This window comes from Bosea sp. (in: a-proteobacteria), assembly GCA_023910605.1.
In the GTDB taxonomy this organism is placed as follows: Bacteria; Pseudomonadota; Alphaproteobacteria; order Rhizobiales; family Beijerinckiaceae; genus Allobosea.
The window spans coordinates 1,325,719-1,343,906 of record JAAVVV010000001.1; the positions used below are offsets into that span (position 1 = coordinate 1,325,719).

15 protein-coding genes are annotated in these 18,188 nt (G+C 62.4%); 11 read left to right on the plus strand and 4 right to left on the minus strand.

Translation table 11 applies throughout. From position 1 onward, the window contains the following. Positions 1-28: 28 nt before the first annotated feature. The 3 genes from HEQ16_06565 to HEQ16_06575 form a co-directional block, all read right to left on the minus strand. Positions 29-2,659 (minus strand): response regulator, encoded by a 2,631-nt coding sequence (locus tag HEQ16_06565; protein ID MCO4053703.1) that lies wholly within the window; start codon positions 2,657-2,659, stop codon positions 29-31. 26 nt (positions 2,660-2,685) lie between these two features. Then, on the minus strand, positions 2,686-3,204 hold the full coding sequence (locus HEQ16_06570) for an oxidoreductase (GenBank protein ID MCO4053704.1): 519 nt from the start codon (positions 3,202-3,204) through the stop codon (positions 2,686-2,688). A gap of 372 nt (positions 3,205-3,576) precedes the next feature. Then, complete coding sequence (locus tag HEQ16_06575; protein MCO4053705.1) at positions 3,577-4,734, minus strand: diaminopropionate ammonia-lyase; 1,158 nt, start codon at positions 4,732-4,734, stop codon at positions 3,577-3,579. A gap of 403 nt (positions 4,735-5,137) precedes the next feature. Here HEQ16_06575 and motA point away from each other — a divergent pair, with 403 nt between their 5' ends. Together motA and HEQ16_06585 are read left to right on the plus strand one after the other, a co-directional pair. Further along, entirely contained in the window at positions 5,138-6,001 is an 864-nt protein-coding gene (gene motA, locus HEQ16_06580; protein MCO4053706.1) for a flagellar motor stator protein MotA, read from the plus strand. 22 nt (positions 6,002-6,023) lie between these two features. Then, on the plus strand, positions 6,024-6,887 hold the full coding sequence (locus HEQ16_06585; protein ID MCO4053707.1) for a chemotaxis protein MotB: 864 nt from the start codon (positions 6,024-6,026) through the stop codon (positions 6,885-6,887). Between the two features lie 361 nt (positions 6,888-7,248). Here HEQ16_06585 and HEQ16_06590 read toward each other — a convergent pair whose 3' ends face one another. After that, the gene (locus HEQ16_06590) at positions 7,249-9,612 is read right to left on the minus strand and encodes a penicillin acylase family protein (protein MCO4053708.1); all 2,364 of its coding nucleotides are present in this window, start codon (positions 9,610-9,612) and stop codon (positions 7,249-7,251) included. Between the two features lie 254 nt (positions 9,613-9,866). On the opposite strand from HEQ16_06590, the gene HEQ16_06595 reads away from it, so the two are divergent. From HEQ16_06595 to HEQ16_06635, 9 genes are all read left to right on the plus strand, one after another. Further along, positions 9,867-11,360 carry a peptide ABC transporter gene (locus tag HEQ16_06595; GenBank protein ID MCO4053709.1) on the plus strand — a complete coding sequence of 498 codons (1,494 nt, stop codon included), beginning with the start codon at positions 9,867-9,869 and terminating at the stop codon, positions 11,358-11,360. Positions 11,361-11,379: 19 nt separating this feature from the next. Next, positions 11,380-12,303, plus strand: coding sequence for an ABC transporter permease (locus HEQ16_06600; GenBank protein ID MCO4053710.1), 924 nt, complete (start codon positions 11,380-11,382; stop codon positions 12,301-12,303). Then, positions 12,300-13,163 (plus strand): ABC transporter permease, encoded by an 864-nt coding sequence (locus HEQ16_06605; GenBank protein MCO4053711.1) that lies wholly within the window; start codon positions 12,300-12,302, stop codon positions 13,161-13,163. Before HEQ16_06600 ends, HEQ16_06605 begins: the two co-directional genes overlap by 4 nt. Before the next feature lie 18 nt (positions 13,164-13,181). Next, complete coding sequence (locus HEQ16_06610) at positions 13,182-13,961, plus strand: SDR family oxidoreductase (GenBank protein ID MCO4053712.1); 780 nt, start codon at positions 13,182-13,184, stop codon at positions 13,959-13,961. Next, positions 13,958-14,971 carry an ABC transporter ATP-binding protein gene (locus HEQ16_06615; GenBank protein MCO4053713.1) on the plus strand — a complete coding sequence of 338 codons (1,014 nt, stop codon included), beginning with the start codon at positions 13,958-13,960 and terminating at the stop codon, positions 14,969-14,971. Before HEQ16_06610 ends, HEQ16_06615 begins: the two co-directional genes overlap by 4 nt. Beyond that, positions 14,968-15,939 carry an ATP-binding cassette domain-containing protein gene (locus HEQ16_06620; protein MCO4053714.1) on the plus strand — a complete coding sequence of 324 codons (972 nt, stop codon included), beginning with the start codon at positions 14,968-14,970 and terminating at the stop codon, positions 15,937-15,939. The genes HEQ16_06615 and HEQ16_06620 overlap by 4 nt, the downstream gene beginning before the upstream one ends. Before the next feature lie 11 nt (positions 15,940-15,950). Continuing rightward, on the plus strand, positions 15,951-16,865 hold the full coding sequence (locus HEQ16_06625; GenBank protein ID MCO4053715.1) for a polysaccharide deacetylase: 915 nt from the start codon (positions 15,951-15,953) through the stop codon (positions 16,863-16,865). A 31-nt stretch (positions 16,866-16,896) separates the two neighbouring features. Continuing rightward, entirely contained in the window at positions 16,897-17,277 is a 381-nt protein-coding gene (locus HEQ16_06630) for a hypothetical protein (GenBank protein MCO4053716.1), read from the plus strand. Between the two features lie 125 nt (positions 17,278-17,402). After that, positions 17,403-17,891 (plus strand): hypothetical protein, encoded by a 489-nt coding sequence (locus tag HEQ16_06635; protein MCO4053717.1) that lies wholly within the window; start codon positions 17,403-17,405, stop codon positions 17,889-17,891. Positions 17,892-18,188 lie beyond the last annotated feature (297 nt).

Below are 18,188 nucleotides of genomic sequence, written 5' to 3' on the forward strand. Positions count from 1 at the left end.
CCATGACCCGTCCGGCAGAGCGTGCCGCTCACGCTGTTTGCCGTCTGCGCAAATCCCGAAGCGTCCGCTTGATTTCGTCATGAAGCGCGGGAAGTTGCTCCGCAAAGGTCCCGGAAGTTGCATGTTCGACTGCCAACGCCGTTTCAAGCGCACTTCGGCCGCCATATTGCCCAAGAAGCGCGACCAGCCTGTGGGCGGATCGACAGATGGACGCATGGTCGCCAGCCGACTCGGCGCTCACGATTTCATCCCATTCATGACTGATGTTTTCAACTGCAGCGTTCAGCAACATGGCGAACGTCGAAGCGTCGCAGACCTCCTCAAGTTCGGCGAGGAGATCCGGCTCGCCGGCGTCGGCAAGCGCGCGCGTGGCTCCGTCCTGGCCTCCCCGCCGGGTGCGCTGTGCCGCGTGCTCAAGCAGTTTCGCCAGGTCGCCCGGACGGACAGGCTTCGAGAGGTGATGATCAAACCCAGCAGTGATGGCCTTGCGGCGATCTTCCTCGAAGGCTTGTGCTGTCAGGGCCGCAATCATGACATTGCCGCGCGTGCCGCCCAGCTTCCGGATTGCGGCCACGGCCTCGTCTCCAAACAAGAAGGGCATCTGGATATCGAGAATGATCAGATCAAAATCTTCATTGGTTGCTGCTGCCAGGGCAGACACTCCGTCCGCGACAAGGGTTACATGATGGCCGCGGTTTTCGAGCATCGTGCGGATCACAAGCTGGCTTGCCGGGGTGTCCTCCGCGACGAGAATGGCGAGCGGCCGAATGGGCGGCGCCAGATCCGGGCCCCTTTCAGTCGGGCCTGTCCCGCCTGCTGCAATCATGCCGGATGTCGGCGTGCATGGCTGCGCCAGGATCTCGATGATGAACTCGGTTCCCGATGCGTCGCTCTTTGCAAGGCGCAGGCCGCCATCCATGGCGCAGGCCAGCCGGCGCGAGATTGCCAGGCCCAGCCCTGTTCCCACGGCCAGCGTAGCGGATGACCCGCCACGCTCGAACGGCTCGAACATGCGCTGTTGCGTCGCCGCCGGGATTCCGACACCTGTGTCACTGACGGCCAAGCGGAGCCGCACGCGCTCCGGAGCTTCGTAGCTGGCGGTGACGTCGAGGTGGACCCCGCCCTTCTCCGTGAACTTCACGGCATTGCCAAGGATGTTGATCAGCACCTGTCTCAGATAAGCGGGGTCGAGCACGAGAAGATGAGGCACCTCAGCGCCGATCGCGACCGAGAACCGAAGTCCCTTTTGCATCGCCAGCACTGTGATCATCTTGATGATGCCATCGACGAGAGGCCTGAACTCCGTCGGGACCGGCCTGGCTTTGTCCTTGCCCGATTCCAGGCGAGCGAAGTCAAGAATGTCGTTGATCAGGGCGAGAAGATGGGTGCCTGAGTCGGCAATGCCAGCGATGTAGCGCTTCTGCGTCGCATCGAGCCGGGTTTCGCCGAGCAAGTCCGCAAAGCCAAGAACGGCATTCATCGGTGTCCTGATTTCATGGCTGATCATGGCCATGAAGCCGGATTTCGCACGGTTGGCGTCATCTGCGGCTTCTGCCAGCTTCCGCATCCGTTCCGCCTGGTCGGCGAGGCTTTGATGTGCCTGCGTCAGCTGGGTAACATTTCGTTTCAGATCGGTGATGTCAGTCTGGATGCCGACCATGCCTCCGTCACTTGTGCGGCGGTCGGAGACGATCAGCCAGCGACCATCACCCAGTTCCTGTTCGAGCGGCTCCATGCCCTGATCGCGCCGGGCGAGCCTCGCCTTTATCCAGCCTTCCGGATCGGCTTCAGCGCCGCGATACTGGCGGCGTCCGATTCCAAAGCGGAGCAGTTCCTCAAAGCGTGCGCCCGGGACAATCGCGTCTGCCGAAAGGGCATGGAATTTCTTGTACGTTGTGTTGCACAGGACGAGCCGGTCCTCGGCATCATACAAGGCGAAGCCTTCACTGATGGCCTCGATCGCTTCCTTCAGGCGTATCCAGGCTGCTGCAGCCTCGCGCCGTGACCGGATGACCGTCGCAAGGTGCTTCTGAGCCCGGCGCTCGGAGAAGAACAGATGCGCTCCTGCACCGGCGATGGTGATCAGGAGCAGGGACATCAGCACGGCCAGTTCCTTCCGTGCGTCCTCCTGGGTCTTCTGGATCCCCTGCCGTTCGACGCGATCCTTTGTCAGGGCAAAATTGGTCAGTTGCTGCAAAGGCCCGATATGGCGTCGCATGGTTGCCCGGATGGTTTTGAAGTCCTCTGCGGTCGGACCCCGCGCGATGGCGCCATCGATCAATCTCAAGTCAGCGGCCAGTTCATCGATCTGATCCCGCAGTCCGGGATTGGCATTCAGCGAACGACGCAGCGAGCCGGCTTCGTAGAGCCCGATACGGCTCCAGAGGATATCGAAGCGCTGCTGCAATCTCGCGCGCGGCTCAGACGAATCGTCCTGCGCCGCGTCCGCCAGCGCATACAGGAACAGGCTCAGTTCGAGCTCGGCCTGCGCCGCTCCCCAGATCACATTCTCCGAGATGGAATAGTTGAGCCGTTCCTCGATCACGAAGTAGCGGTTCAGTGTCAGGCCAGTCATGATCGCGATAGCCGTGATCAGCAGTGCAATCACGATCTTGATAGGTTGACCTCGCTTGATTCGGCCACCCGTCGGGTCGGCCATGCGCTCAGGAGCCACTGCCGTTCTTCCTAGCGCAATTCAAGCGATCGCAATTGCCAGATCCATTTGAAGTTGTTGCTCTCGTCACGCAGTTCACGGAAACTGTCCCGCGGGTAGACGATCCAGAGCGGTCCGCGATCCCGCAATTGCAGTTCGACGCCGTCGGCTTTCATCGCCAGCAAGACCGGATAGCGACGCAGTTCGGCGACGTCGAGCTCAACCGAATAACTGTTCACGGCCCCGGCACGGATTTTCGTGCCCTGCGCGCCGACGGCATCGAGAAGCCGCGCGACCGGAACGCCGGTGAAAGTCGTTGGCTTGTCGGCCCAGCTGTGGCTGGTCGTGAAGGATTGCTCACCCAGCGCCAGCAGCATGCCGCGATCGAAATCAGCCCGCATCGGCGCATTGGTCCTGCTGATGTTCCCTGTCACGGACAGGATGACGTCACCCGTCGGCCGTGGCAGATCATCGGCCCGGAGAGATGACACTGCAAAGGCGCCAACCAGCCACAGCACCACAAGAACCAGTCGCGACTTTGCATTTTGCATTGTTTATCCCTTCTCCAGGCAACCGCCGGGGCGGCCCGCTGCAAATTCGACCGCCAGCTTGTCCCGGCAGGTCATTCGCGCCACAGGCTGTTGGTTTCCAATTGGTTAACACGCATGATCTGGATTTTGTGATGGCATGTCTGGAGAATTCTTTGCAAATTGCAAAGGGCTGAAGCATCGTGTTTTGCAACATTTCGCATTTTGCGATCCGCCGGATCTCGGCCAGGGGATTGGTTCTCCACAACAACACGACACAGAGGCAGATGGCCCTGGCGCCTTCGAGGAGCCTGTCGCTGACGGAAAGAGGCCCGAGCAGTCTGAACAGCGTCGAAAGATGGGTTCTTGAAACCCCGCGCTTCACCCGAAGTGCGATCAATGGCCGCCGCGCGCTACGCCGCCACCGGCGACGTCACCCGCGCCCATGTCCACCAGGCTGCGGTAGAGCGCCGGGTCCGTCGCGCCCTCGGTGTTGAAGATGAGGATGCGCGCTGCGGCGTCGAGGCCGAGCGCGTCGCGCGCCGCTGGGTCGCGAAGGCAGGCGATGAGGCCCGCAAGGCCCGCGCAGCCGCTCTCCCCGGCGACGATGGGCGGATCATCATGAAGCGGACGGGCGAGCCGGTTCAATGCCTCGACGGCGGCGGACTCAGGAAGCGTCACGAAGCCGCCAGCGAGGGCGCCAAGGATCTCCCAGGCGATCGGCGATGGCTCATGGCATTCGAGCATGCCCATGATGGTGGCTTCTCCATGCGGGGCGCTGGCCAGGCGGCCGGCCCTGGCGCTGGCGAACAGGCAGGCGGCGCGTTCGGGCTCGACCACGACGAGCTTTGGCGCGGCGACGCCGAAGATGTCATGGGCATGGGCGCAGACGGCCGCCGCGACGCCTCCCACGCCCGCCTGCACGAAGACATGGGTGGGCGGGCCCGGCAGGGCGTCGAACGCCTCGCCCGCCATCACGGTGTAGCCCTGCATGACGGTGAGCGGGATGTCCTCGTATCCGTCCCAGGATGTGTCGGAGACGACCGTCCAGCCGTTCTGCGACGCCTGCCGGGCGGCCTCCACCACGGAATCGTCATAGGAGCCCGGCACGGTCACGATGCGCGCGCCGAAGGCGGCTATGGCGGCCACGCGCTCCGGGCTGACCCCGCCATGCACGAAGATGACGCAAGGGCTTCCGACCAGCCTGGCCCCCGCGGCCACCGAGCGGCCATGGTTGCCGTCCGTCGCGCAGCACAGGGTCATGCCGGCAGCGATGGCGCGAACCGTGTCCGAAACAAGCGCGCGCGGATCGACCGGGCGGCCAAGCGCGGCCTCGACCCTGCCAAGCACAAGCCGCATCACGGCATAGGCCCCGCCCAGGGCCTTGAAGCTTTTCAGCCCGAGCCTGAAGCCCTCATCCTTCACGGCGATGGAGCCGACCCCCAGCGCGGCCGCCAGCGCCGGCAACCGATGAAGCGGCGTCCGCTTGTGGGCCGGGCAGAGCGTCAGGAGCGCCTCGGCCAGGGCGCGCCCGTCCCGCCCCAGCGCCTGCATGAGATGGGGGCGGGGTGAGGGCGATGCGGCAGGGCGGTGAACGAAAGGCAAGGGCGTCGATCCGAGGGGAGGGTGAAGCACAAGCAGGGGCAGGCGCAGCCAAGCTTATCGTGCAGGCGGCGCGGACTGCGCTGTTTTTCTTGCAGGGGTGGAATGCCCGGCCGTGCCGTCCCCGAGCAAACCCGGCCGTTTGCCCCGGCGCCTGATCAGCAGCGCGGATGGCGAGCCCGGCAGCGAGGCCGATCCGGATGCCGGACCCACCAAAGCCGGGGCCGCAGGACCGCGCTCGCAAACCTCCGGGCCGATGGCTCTAAACTCCACCTTAACGTGGATCGGTCCTTTTATCAGAGGAGTATCGGCTTCGCGGGCGCTGTACCTGCTGCGGCCCGAGGGTGAGAATTCCATGCGGCTGATCGTCGGCACAATCATCGTCTTCCTCTGCGTCTTCGGCGGCTATGCGGCTATGGGCGGCAAGCTCGGCGTGCTTTGGCAGCCATGGGAGTATGTCATCATCCTCGGTGCAGCGATCGGCGCCTTCGTCATCGGCAACAGCGGGCCGGTGCTCAAGGCCGTGCCCTCCATGCTGGGCACGATCTTCAAGGGCCCCAAGTACAAGCGGGAAGCCTATGTCGAACTGCTGGCGATGCAGTTTTCCCTGTACAGGCTTGTGAAGCAGAAGGGTCTGCTCGCGCTCGAGCAGCACATTGAAAATCCAAGCGAATCGACGCTGTTCAACGCCTTCCCGACTTTTGCGGCGAACCATCATGCGGTCGAGTTCGTCTGCGACTACATGCGCATGCTGACGCTGGGTGCCGACAACGTCCACGAGATAGACGCCCTCATGGACGAGGAGCTGGAGACGCACCACCAGGAGCAGGAGCGTATCGTTGCGGCCATGCAGTCGATCGCCGACGGCACGCCGGCGCTCGGCATCGTCGCCGCCGTGCTCGGCGTGATCAAGACGATGGGTTCGATCTCCGAGCCGCCGGAAGTGCTGGGACATCTGATCGGCGGCGCGCTTGTCGGCACCTTCTTCGGCGTTTTCGTCGCCTACGGCTTCTTCGGGCCCATGGCGCAGTCGCTCAAGGGCACCTTCGAGGCGGAATCCAAGTACTATCTTTCGCTCAAGGCGGGCCTCCTCGCCCATATCGGCGGCCAGCCGCCGGTGATGGCGGTGGAATTTGCCCGCAAGGCTCTGATGAGCGAAGTCCGCCCGACCTTCGCCGAAGTGGAAGCCGCAACCGCCAATCTGCCCGCCAATAACTGACGCAATCTCCAGTAGTGACCCGATGGCCAAGTCCACCCAGCCGATCATCATCAAGAAGGTCAAGAAGGCCGCTCATGCGCACCATGGCGGGGCGTGGAAGATCGCGTATGCGGACTTCGTGACCGCCATGATGGCGTTCTTCCTTCTGATGTGGCTGATCAGCATGACGACCCCGGAACAGAAGATCGGCCTGGCGGAATACTTCGCGCCGGCGGCTCTGAGCCCCAGCAACAGTGGCGCTGGCGGCGTGCTGATGGGCAATTCCATAGACAGGCCAGGCAAAAAGTCGTCGGCGCCCCGCGATGGGACGTTGGGCGCCGGGCATGACGAGACAACGCGCCGGGCCAGCTCGAGCAGCTCCAGCGAGGCCAGCCGCCCGGCCGCCAACGCGCAGGCCCAGCACAGCGCGATCGCCAGCATCCGGCAGGCGCTCCAGAGCATGCCGGAGGTTGCCGAGCTGTCGCGTAACATCGTGGTCGAGGCGACCAAGGAGGGGGTGAACGTGTCCCTCTTGGACCAGCAGGGGCGCTCCATGTTCCCGGAGGACTCGGTCCAACCCTATGAGCGCACCCGTCTCGTGATCGAGGCGCTCGCGCCCACGTTGCGGCGGCTGCCCAACCGCCTTTCCATCATCGGCCACACGGCGGCCGTGCGCCCGGGCTCGGTGCAGGCCGTCGATTCCTGGGGCATCACCGCGGGGCGTGCGCTCGCCGTGCGCGATATTCTGTCGCAGGCCGGGCTTCCCCACGACCGTTTCGTCTCCGTCGTGGGACGCGCCGACACCGAGCCGGTTTTCCCCGACAATCCCTACATCGCGCCCAACCGACGGGTGACGATCACGTTGCTCAATGAGGCGCCGCCGCTCCCCTCGGGCGGCTTGCGCTGACGACAAGGCGCTTTCGCTGCCTCTTCACAATCAGGCGGCGCACAGATGTGGTCGGCATCGTCCGTAACGAGGCCCCCCATTCCCCGCCTCGTCGGCGCCATACTGCTCGAACAGAATGATGAGCGGGCCATGCGGCGCGCCAGATGCATGACGCTGGAAAACAAAGGCCCCGATGAGCGGCAATCCCCTTGTCAGTCCGCTCGCCGTGACTGCCTGACATAACCGCCCGGGCGCACCCGCAAGCGGTCAGTGGTGATCAGTAGCTGCGCCAAGAATTGTGACAGCGCCTCTCCCGCATCCGCGCAATCACGTGACGCACCGCACGGCATTGCAAACGTGCATAAACGTACGTCGCGGACGCTCAGCATGGCAGAAGCCGCCACGTGAAGTGCGTGTTCCGTGTGATCGCCGCCTTCGAATAAAGCATGTTGACGTAGTCACCGTTCGCCCAGAGCGGTGCGAGATCTGCGTAATGCACCGAGCGTGGATCGCCTGACTGCCCAGGCGCATTGATGACAACGCTGCGATCGGGATCAGCCAGATCGACGACCATCCGGAAAGAGGCGCCGGCGACAATCCGGAAATCACTGGCGCGATATCCGGTGTGCATTGGCGTAACTGCCGAACCACCCTTTGGAAATGGTCCGACATCAAGGCTGCGGCTGCTGGCGCGCTCCAGCAGAGGCGTGAGCATGTGTTCAAAATAGCCGTGATGCAGTCGGCCCCAGGTCCAGGCCGAAGCATCAGGTCCGAGCCGGGCTGCCAGGTCTCGATAGGCGGCGGCCAGAGAATTCTGAAGCAGGAGATCGCGTGCCTGCGCGGGATTTTCACCAAATCTGGCATCTGGATGTTCGATGGACTGGAGAATGCCCTCGGTATCTCCCGGCAGAACAAGGGCGGAGGCGAAAGTGTCCACCACAAGGCGTTCAATCAGCGCAGGCTTCAGATGCTTGAGCCACCAGACTTCAAAAAGCGCGGCGGCGGCGCTGGTGGCCTCAAGCCGGCAATTCCAGTCCTTGAGAAGGGAAAGCGCGGCGGCGGCGTCAAGCACGGGCTCGGCGATATCGGCAAGCAATGCGAGGCACCGCCGCGCCGGGACTGAAAGAACGTCCGTTTGAAGCGCACGCGACGCAGCGACATCATGCGATCTGGAGCCTGCCAGAACCTCATGGATGCGGGTGGCGCGCGAAGCATCGGTCCATTCAAAGCCGACCGGCCAACGCTCATGCGGCCAGTCGGGCGGCAGGTTCAATTCGTTGGCGGTGGCGAAGAATCCCTTTTCCGGGTTAAGCGTGAAGGGCAGCGATGATGCCGGCACCATGCCCTGCCATTCATGGCTCCCGTCACCCGGCACCGGTACGAGGCCACGCCAGTTCGTCCTCAGGGGAATGAATCCACCCGGTGACCAGGCGATGTCGCCTCCCCGGTCGGCATAGACCAGATTGACGGATGGTGTGCCCCAGGCTTCAGCCGCGGCGCGGAAGGTGGTCGGCGATCTGGCGCGCAACAGTGACAAACTGGCCATATAGGGAGCGGCGCCGGGTTCGAACCACACCGAGCGGATGGACACAGCGCGGGTTTTGCTCTCGTTCCGCCAGATCACCGGGCCATGGCAGGTCAGATGAAAACTGACCTGCTGGACTGCGCAGCCCTTCACCTCGATCGGTTCGATGATCGGGCGCATGTTGCGCCAGGCGCCGTGGTGGCGATAGCGATCAGGTGCGGCAGGATCAGTCTCCTCCAGGTAGACATCTTCCTGATCAGCGCCAAAAATGGTGAGCCCGAAGGCGGCCTCGCCATTATGGCCGATGCTGATGCCCGGCACCGCAGGCTCGCCGGCGCCGACGGCATCGAACCCGGGCGCGGTGAGATGCACGATGTAGCGCAGCGACGGCAGCGAATGCGCGCGATGTGGGTCGCTCGCAAGGATTGGCGAGCCTGTCGTCGTGCGCGAGCCGTGCACCACCCAATTGTTCGATCCCGAAAAATCCGGATCGAACAAGACCTCGTTCATTTCATTGACCCGCCTCCAGAGATGAGCCTGGTCAAGCGTCGCCGCGAGCCGCTCCGGCGTGAAGGTCACGTTCGCCTGCGCCAGCTTGAAGATGGTCAGCGCCTCCATCGGCACGCTGGCGGCGCAGACGCCTTCGGCGAGCATCACATCGGTCGCTGGCTGGATGAACTTCCTCAAAAGATCCGCCGCCGCGTCCGCGCGGTCGAGCATGTTCAGTCTCTGCACTTCAGAGATCGCATTGCGGGTCAGGCCATGGCTGCGGATACGCAGAACGTCCTCGGCCTGCCAGGGCAAAGGTTGCGTGCCCATGATCCCGAATTCCGGCGGCAGAAGGTCCGGACACCGGTCGCAGAGCGCGATGAAGGCGTTGATCCCACCGACAAATCGCGTGCAGATTTCGCTTGTATCGGGCGCATAGCTTGCCCATTCTGCGGTCATGTCGCCGCGAAAGAGAAAGTGCCGCGAGGCGCGATCCTGTTCAAGGAAACCTGGACCAAAATCGGCTGCAAGCAGCCCAAGGCCACGCTTTCGCCAGAGATCGATCTGCCAGAGCCTATCCCTGGCGCTGTTGAAACCCTGCACGAACCAGAGATCCGAGAGGGAAGACGCCTGGATATGGGGAATTCCCCATCTGTCAACGACGATGCAGGCCTCGTCGTGCAAGTCAGGAATGCGAAAAACATTGTCGGCATCAAAAGGGATTTTTTCCATCGCGCGACAATCCCTAATGTGTGTGATGGAGCTGGGGAAGGGTTTGCATGGCCGTTTCAGCGCACAATCATCTTCGCCACCGTAGATTATGACAGAAGCTTGTGCGACGCCGCAGGTTCATTTTTTGGATGGTTTCGGATGTCTGGCAGAATTGGCCGTTGAGGCCCCGATCGGGAGGGTGCGTTTGACACGACGATCGACCCCGCTGTATTTTTGAACGATATCGTTAAAGACAGGCATAGGAGCACAATAATATGCGGAAGATTTTGACAGCAGGCTTGTGCGCCGTGATGGTGTGGGCCGGTGCAGCTATGGCGCAAACGCCCGGCAAAACCATCACCATTGATCTGCCCAACGATGCGGCCACGCTTGATCCCCACCTTCAGTGGGACACGGACAGCTATACGATTTACCGCAATATATTCGACAATCTTGTCACGAGGGATCCATCCGGCAAGATCATAGGCCAGATTGCCGAAAGCTGGAAGCAACTCGATGACACGACGATCGAGTTTGCAATCCGATCTGGCGTCACCTTCCATGACGGATCGGCGCTGACGCCGGAAGATGTCGTCTTCTCGATCCGCCGCATCATCGATCCGGCACTGCGCAGCCCTCAGTTGTCACAGTTTGACCAGATCGCCTCGGCCGATGTCAGCGGGCCGAATGCCGTGACAATGAAGACCAGATCGCCGTATCCGGCCTTGCTGGCGCAACTGGTCAAGCTTTCGATCGTGCCAAAGGCAGTGTTGGAGCGCGTGGGCGCGCAGGCCTTCAACCAGCAACCGGTGGGTTCCGGTCCCTACAAATTGCGTACCTGGCAGCGCGGCGTTTCGGTGACGCTGGATGCTGTCCCGAACTACTGGCGAGGCGTCCCACCTTTCGCAAGCGCGGAATTCCGCGTCGTGCCCGATGTGGCGACGCGGGTGGCCGATCTTCAAACCGGCCGGGCGGACATCGTTCGGCAGCTGGGACCGGACGAAGCTGAACGGATCAAACCCGACCAGAAGCTCCAGGTTCTGGCCGCGCCGACCGAGCGGATTGGCTACATGTTCGTCAACGCGCTGGCAGGGCCGACCCAGGATGTTCGCGTGCGCCGGGCCATCGCCCATGCGATCGACAAGAAGACCCTGATCGAAGCGCTGCTGCAGGGCTATGGCAAGCAGGTCGACATTGTGCTGACACCGGCCAATTTCGGCTATGTCGAAGGCATCGGCGCGCCTGCATTCGACCCTGGCCGCGCAAGGCAGTTGATCCGTGAGGCAAATGCGGTCGGCGCGCAGTTGAGTTTCCTGACCTCCCCGGCCTATGACCGGCGCCTTGTCGAAGCGATCCAGCAGATGCTGCAGGAAGTCGGTTTCAAGGTCGATATCCAGATGATGGACCATCCAACCTTCCTGCGGCGGCGTCAGGGCCGCCCGGATGAGGCAGGTTCAATATCGCTCGGGCGCTGGAGCTGCGCTTGCCAGGACGCCGATGGCGTGATCTTTCCGCTGTTTCGCAGCGGCTCGATCTGGGCAAAATACATCAATCCCGAATACGACCAGCAGGTGGACGCAGCGCGTGTGACGCTCGACGAGGCAAAGCGCCTCGCCAACTATCGCCGCGCGTTCGAGATCCTGCGCGATGACCTGCCGGGCATAGGCCTTTATCAGGACTACGCGATTTACGCAGCGCGGCGCGAGCTGCGCTGGCAGCCCACCGCGAACGAGGCCTTCTTCCTGTTCGACATGAAGTGGCAACCCTGAGCGCCGGGAAAACCGGGCCATGTCGCGCTATCTGCTGAGCCGACTGCTGCAAGCTCTCGTGACGACGTTCGGGATCATGACGATCGTCTTCTTCGTCATGCGCCTGTCTGGCGATCCGGTGCTTCTGCTGGTGCCGGAAGGCGCAACGCGCGAGCACATCGACGCCATCCGCCGCGAGCTGGGCTTTGATCAGCCCTTGTGGAAGCAATACCTCGCGTTTCTCAAGGGGCTGGCGCAATTCGAGCTTGGCGCATCGGTGGTGCAGCGCGTCCCTGCGTGGGACATCCTAGCCAGCCGCATCCCATACACGCTTGCACTGGCCGGAGCGGCTCTACTGGTGGCGATCGGCTTTGGGGTGCCCGCTGGCATCGCCATGGCCGTCTGGCGCGGCCGCTGGTTCGAGCGGCCCATCGCGGCCATCGTGGTCACGGGCCAGAGCATGCCGACCTTCCTGTCGGGCATTCTGATGATCATGCTGTTTGCGGTGACGCTTCGCTGGCTGCCATCGTCCGGCGTGGATGGTCCGGCCTCGGTGATCATGCCGGCGGTCGCGCTGGGGCTTTTGTCCATGTCCACCTTTGCACGGATGGCGCGCATTGCCGTGGTGGACGAACTTGGCAAGGATTACGTCAGAGCCGGCCTGGCCCGAGGGCTGTCCATAGGGAATGTCGTGGCACGGCATGTGCTGCGCAATGCGGCCATCCCGGTTGTGACGATCGCGGCGCTGGAAGTTGGCAACCTGCTCGCCGGAGCCATCATCATCGAGACCGTATTTGCCTGGCCGGGCATTGGCCAGCTTGCGATCCAGTCGATCCAGTCGCGGGATTTTCTCGTGGTGCAGGCGATCGTGCTCTTTGTCTCGCTCGTTTATGTGGCGGTCAACCTTGTAACTGATCTGCTTTATGCGGCGATTGATCCCCGCATTCGGCTGGCCGACCAATGAAGGCATCTTCTGGCCTTCGCCGCCGCCTGACCGGGATGCCTGCATCGATCATGATTGCTGCGGCAATCCTTGGCGCGTTTGTGACCATCGCCCTTCTCGCGCCGTATCTCTCGCCCTATGATCCGGCGCGTCAGAGTCTGTTGCAACGTCTGCGGCCGCCGGGCCATGTCACGGCGGCCGGGCTTGGCTATGTCTTCGGAACGGACGATCTGGGCCGTGATCTGTTGTCCCGCGTGATTCACGGCGCGCGGGCGTCCATGCTGGTTGCTGTTGCCTCAGTGGCTGTTTCGCTGGTGATTGGCAGCCTTCTGGGGATGATCGCAGCCTGGCGACGCGGCTGGGTCGAGATCGTGATCATGCGGCTGGTGGACACGATGCTGTCCATCCCGGCGATTCTGCTCGCGGTCCTGGCCGTTGCCGTGATCGGGCCCGGCTTCAACACGTTGATCCTTGTGCTCGGTCTGACGCGCTGGCCCCGCTATACCCGCGTCGCCTATGCCCAGACATTGCAGGTCGCGACGTTGCCTTACATTCGCGCCGCCGAACTGGCAGGTGCACGCACCCTGCGCATTCTGGGGCGGCATGTGCTCCCCAACATCGCAGGACCGCTGGTGGTGGTGGCGACAGCAGAGTTCGGGCTGATGATCCTGTTCGAGGCCGGATTGTCATTCCTTGGCCTTGGCATTCAGCCGCCGACGCCGAGTTGGGGGTCGATCATGAGCGCCGGGCGGCAATATGTGGAGCGGGCCTGGTGGTTGACCGCCTTCCCCGGCGCATGCCTGTTCCTGCTCGTGCTCTCGGTGAACATTCTCGGAGACTGGCTACGGGATAGGCTCGATCCAAAATCGACAGGTCGATAAGACAAGCGCGAGGACGCCATGGAATTCAAGGACAAGATCGTCGTGGTTACCGGCGCTGCCGGGGTCTTCGGGCGCTGGATCACAGAGGCATTCTGGCGCGAAGGCGCGCGGGTGGTTCTGTGCGATAGCCGCAAGGCGGCAGCCGATGCCGTGGTCGAGGCAAATGGCATTGATCCTGACCGCGCCATGGTTGTGGAAACCGACCTCATGAGCGAGAGCTCGATCGTGGCTCTGGCCGAGACGGTCGCAAGCCGCTGGGGCGTACCTGATGTGGTCGTCAACAACGCCGGCATCTACCCGGCGGGCGGGCTGCTGCAGATCGAGACTGCGGAGTTCGATCGTGTCTTCGCCATCAATGTCCGGGCTCCCTACATCGTCACACGCGAATTCGCCAGGGCCATGATCAATGCCGGCACGAAAGGCGTCGTGATCATGATCTCGTCAGGGGCGGCGCGGGCCTTGCGCAAGGGGACCGTGCCTTATTGCACATCAAAGACCACGCTGGAGCGCATCTCGAAGGGCTTCGCCATCGAACTGGCCGAGCATGGCATTCGCGTCAACGTGGTCGAGCCGGGCTTCGCGCCCGGAAGCGTGGTCAGCCCGCTCTCGGACGAATATGTCGAAAAGATGAGGTCACGCATTCCGCTCGGGCGCACGAGCGGGCCGGAAGATGCCTCAGGAGCGGTCCTCTATCTTGCATCGCAAAAGGCGAGCTTCATAACCGGCGCTGTCCTGTCGGTCGATGGTGGCAATTCGCTCGGTGTCTTCGAGCCGGGCAAGATCATGTCATCGCGATGAGCGGCCAAATCTTGTCCCGGCAAGTCTTGTCCCAACAAGTCCTGAACATCGATGATCTGTGCCTGCATATCGGCGGCGCTGCTGTCGTGGACGGCCTGTCGCTGTCGATCGGCAAGGGCGAGATCATGGCGCTGGTCGGGGAATCGGGCTGCGGCAAGTCGTTGTCAGCACTTGCCGTGCTTCAGCTTTTGCCGCCTGCGGCCAGCATCGCGAGAGGCCGGATCCTGCTCGAAGATCGTGACCTGACCAAACTCGGGCAAAAGGACATGACGGCCATTCGTGGGCGCGACGTCTCGATCATCTTCCAGGAGCCGACCGCCTCGCTTGATCCGCTGATGACCGTGGGCAAGCAGGTTGCCGAAGCGCTGATGGCCCATGAGGCGATCACGGCCCGGGCCGCCCGGCAGCGGGCGCTGGGCATGTTGTGCGCCGTCGGCATCACCGATCCGGAACGGCGGCTTGACCAGTATCCGTTCGAGCTGTCAGGCGGCATGTGCCAACGCATCATGATTGCCATTGCGCTGATCTGCAGCCCCCGCCTGCTGGTTGCGGACGAGCCGACGACCGCGCTCGATGTCACGATCCAGGCCCAGATACTCAACCTGATCCGTGATCTGGTCGCCGCACGCGGCACGTCTGTCCTTCTGATCACCCATGACATGGGCGTGGTGGCCGACATGGCGGACCGGGTGGTGGTGATGTATGCCGGACGGGTGGCGGAAGCGGCGCCTGTGGAGACATTGTTTCGCGCGCCGCGGCACCCTTACACCGCTCTGCTGCTGAACAGCGTTCCGCGCGCGGGGATTGCCCCCAAGGCTCTGCTCGCCACGATTGAAGGCACGGTTCCGCAGCCTTCTGCCTTTCCGGCTGGTTGCCGTTTTGCGGACAGATGCCCGCTGGCGCTGGACAGGTGCCGCAGCGAGGCGCCGCCGCTGGTCAAACAGGCGGACTTCCACGAAGCCGCGTGCTGGCGTTCGGATCAGGTCGCAAGCCTGATGGCTGCCGCATGACCGCACCCGTCCTCGAGATCGAAGATGTCGCCGTTCATTTCGGAGGACGCGGTGGGCTGTTCAAGCCGACGCACCCATCTGTGAAGGCCGTCAATGGCGTGAGCCTGACGATCCTGCCCGGCGAAACGCTCGGGCTGGTGGGGGAATCGGGCTGCGGCAAGTCCACGCTGGCAAACGCCATCCTCGGGATGGCGCCGCTGACGCGTGGCGCGATCCGTGTCATGGGGCGGACGGTTTCCAGCACTGACAGCGAAGCGCTGCGCGCCGTCCGCGCCGATGTGCAGATGGTCTTCCAGGACCCGCTGCTGTCGCTGAACCCGCGCTTGACCGTTGGCGCTGCTGTGGGAGAGCCGCTTCTTGTGCGCGGGCTGGCTTCGGGTTCAGCCTTGCGCGGGCGGGTGGCGGCGCTGCTGAAGGATGTCGGCCTTGAGCCGGATCATGCGGCGCGCTTCCCGCACGAGTTCTCGGGCGGACAAAGGCAGCGCATCGTCATCGCCCGGGCCCTGGCCCTGCAACCGGCGCTCGTGGTTTGCGACGAGCCCGTCTCGGCGCTCGATGTGTCCGTGCGGGCGCAGATCCTCAACCTGCTGGCCAGGTTGCAGCAGCAGCACGGCGTGTCCTACCTGTTTGTTTCCCATGACCTTGCTGTTGTCAGACACATCGCGGACCGGGTGGCGGTCATGTATCTGGGAAGGATTGTCGAGCTGGCATCGCGCCAGACGCTGTTCGAGGCCCCGAAGCATCCCTACACACTGGCGCTGCTGGCTGCCGCTCCCGAGCCGGACCCGGTGAAGCAGCGGGCCAAGAAGCGCATCGTGCTCGGCGGTGAGTTGCCAAGCCCCTCGAACCTGCCTCCCGGTTGCGCTTTCAGCACACGCTGCCCGATGGCGAGTGAGAGATGCCGCGTCGAGCGGCCCGAACTGACCTTTCGCGCCGACGGCGCATCCGTCGCCTGCCACCATGCCTGAGGAGATTGGCCATGAGTCACGATAACGACAAGCCCTGGCTGTTTCCGGAAGAGCTCTGGCGCGCCAGGATCAATCATGTGCGCGCCGGCCGCTCGCTGGCGCCGAAGGTCTGGAAGAATGGCGCGCGCTGCGCTGTCGCCCTGTCCTTTGACAGCGATCACGAGACGATCGAACTTCGCTTCGGGGGCAACTCCTATGGCAAGATGAGCCAGGGCCAATACGGCGCGCGGAAGGGCATGCCGCGTATCCTGTCGTTGCTGGAAAGGCACGGCGTGCCGGCCACCTTCTTCATGCCGGCTGTCTCGGCCATGACCCATCCTGACGAGGTGCGTGCCGTGGTTGCAGCCGGCCATGAGCTTGGCATTCACTCGTGGATTCACGAATTCAACTCTCGCCTTGATCATGCGACGGAACGCGATCTGGCCCTGCGAGCAGCTGACGCTCTGGAGAAACTTTCGGGACGGCGGCCCGTCGGGATGCGGACGGCTTCGTGGGACTTTTCGCCCTATACACTCAAGATCATCCGCGAAATGGGCCTGCTTTACGACTCCTCGCTGATGGCTGACGACGAGCCCTACGAGTTGCTGGATGAAGGGGCCCCGACAGGCATCGTCGAATTGCCTGTCGAATGGATCAGGGACGACGCGATCTATTTCAACATGGACAGGATGAGCGGTCTCAGGCCTTATACCGGCCCTGAAACCGTGCTCGACATCTTCAGGCGGGAATTGCTGCTCGCCCACGAGGAGGGTGGCCTTTTCCTGCTCACCATGCATCCGCATCACATTGGTCACCGGTCGCGCATCTTCGTGCTGGACGAAATCATTCGCCTTGCGAAATCGCTGCCGGGAGTCTGGTTCGCGAGCCACGAGGAGGTGGCGTGCTGGTGCAAGGCGGAGGCTGGAGTTCAGGATTCTGCCCGGTAGGGCATCGCTCACGAAATGGGATGCCAGTTTTGTGCCCGGGCAGAGCTGGCTCGCCGACATTCTTGCCCGCATCGCCGCCATGCCGCAAATCGGGCTGATGAGACCTGTGCGCGGACAGGATTTTTGTTTGGGGCTGACATGGATAGCTGAGAAAGACTGTTTTTGTCAGATGGATGGCAACAGGTGCCGGAGTCGGCTTCTTCCAGGTATTCAACCCGAGCTTTTGCGGCTGTTTGTGGCGGGCGTTCCGGCCAGCACGGCTACGGAACTGACGGGCGTCAATCGCAAGATCGAGATCTGGTTCCAGCATGAAACGCGCATCTGCCAGAAGAACGGCCTCGTCCGGCAATGGGCCAGGGGCGAGAGCCTGCAAAAGACCAAACAGAACGCAATCGACCAGCCAGCCGCTTGACCTCCGCCCAAACGCACAATACCAGCCCATAGACTTATGAAAAGGTCGCCAGAGGCGGTCGGCTTAAGGTCAGAATCCCCGGCCGGCCTCGTCGGTATCCGGACCTCGTCACGCTGGAGAAAAAAATGTCCTCCCGAAACACAGGCCTTAGAGCGATATTGGCCGTTGTCGCCATCGTACTCTCAGTTGCGTTTGGACTAATCGCCTATATGCATTTTTCCAATAAGGAAGAAGCCAGGATCTTTCTCAGTCAAGGCAAAAAAGAAATCATCACTATTAGCGAAAAGCAAGCTAACAAGCGATTCTCGAATTCCTCGTCGGGGAGGTCAAGATTTAGAAACACCTATCTCTTGTCTGGTTCTATAAACACGGCCGACAACTCTAAATTTGGCGCCGTTGACCCAAACTGCAAAGTTGATGTGGCCAAAAGTCAGTTTTGCATGGCAGACTTCTCGGCGGGATTCAAGATTAATCTGTCAAGAATTCAGATGGTTGTGACTCGCGAAATGTATGACGAGCTGAAAGAGGGCGATAAGATCGAGGTTTATTGCATGAAGATCGATGGCAAGGACGCCTGCAAGCCCTCAAAAATTCTCAATAGCTATTTCAACTGACGGCGTTGGACTGAGCGTTATCTTTGTCCGTAAAAACGCAATCTCACGCGGCCAGAGCAACACTTGACTGCCTGGAGTCCGTTTGGAAAGTCAGGGATGAGCGTTTCGGCGGATGAGAAGGCCGCCCATTGCGATGTGAATCATGGCGGTGGACCGTCTTTTTACAGCAAAACGTGATGCCGGGCACCCCGGCATTCACATCCATCCCTTCGCGTCGAAGACGAACAATGGGATGGCGACGGATGAAGGACGGCAGGTCTGGAGCCATCCTTGGGTGTGGGAATGCTCTCATGAGAG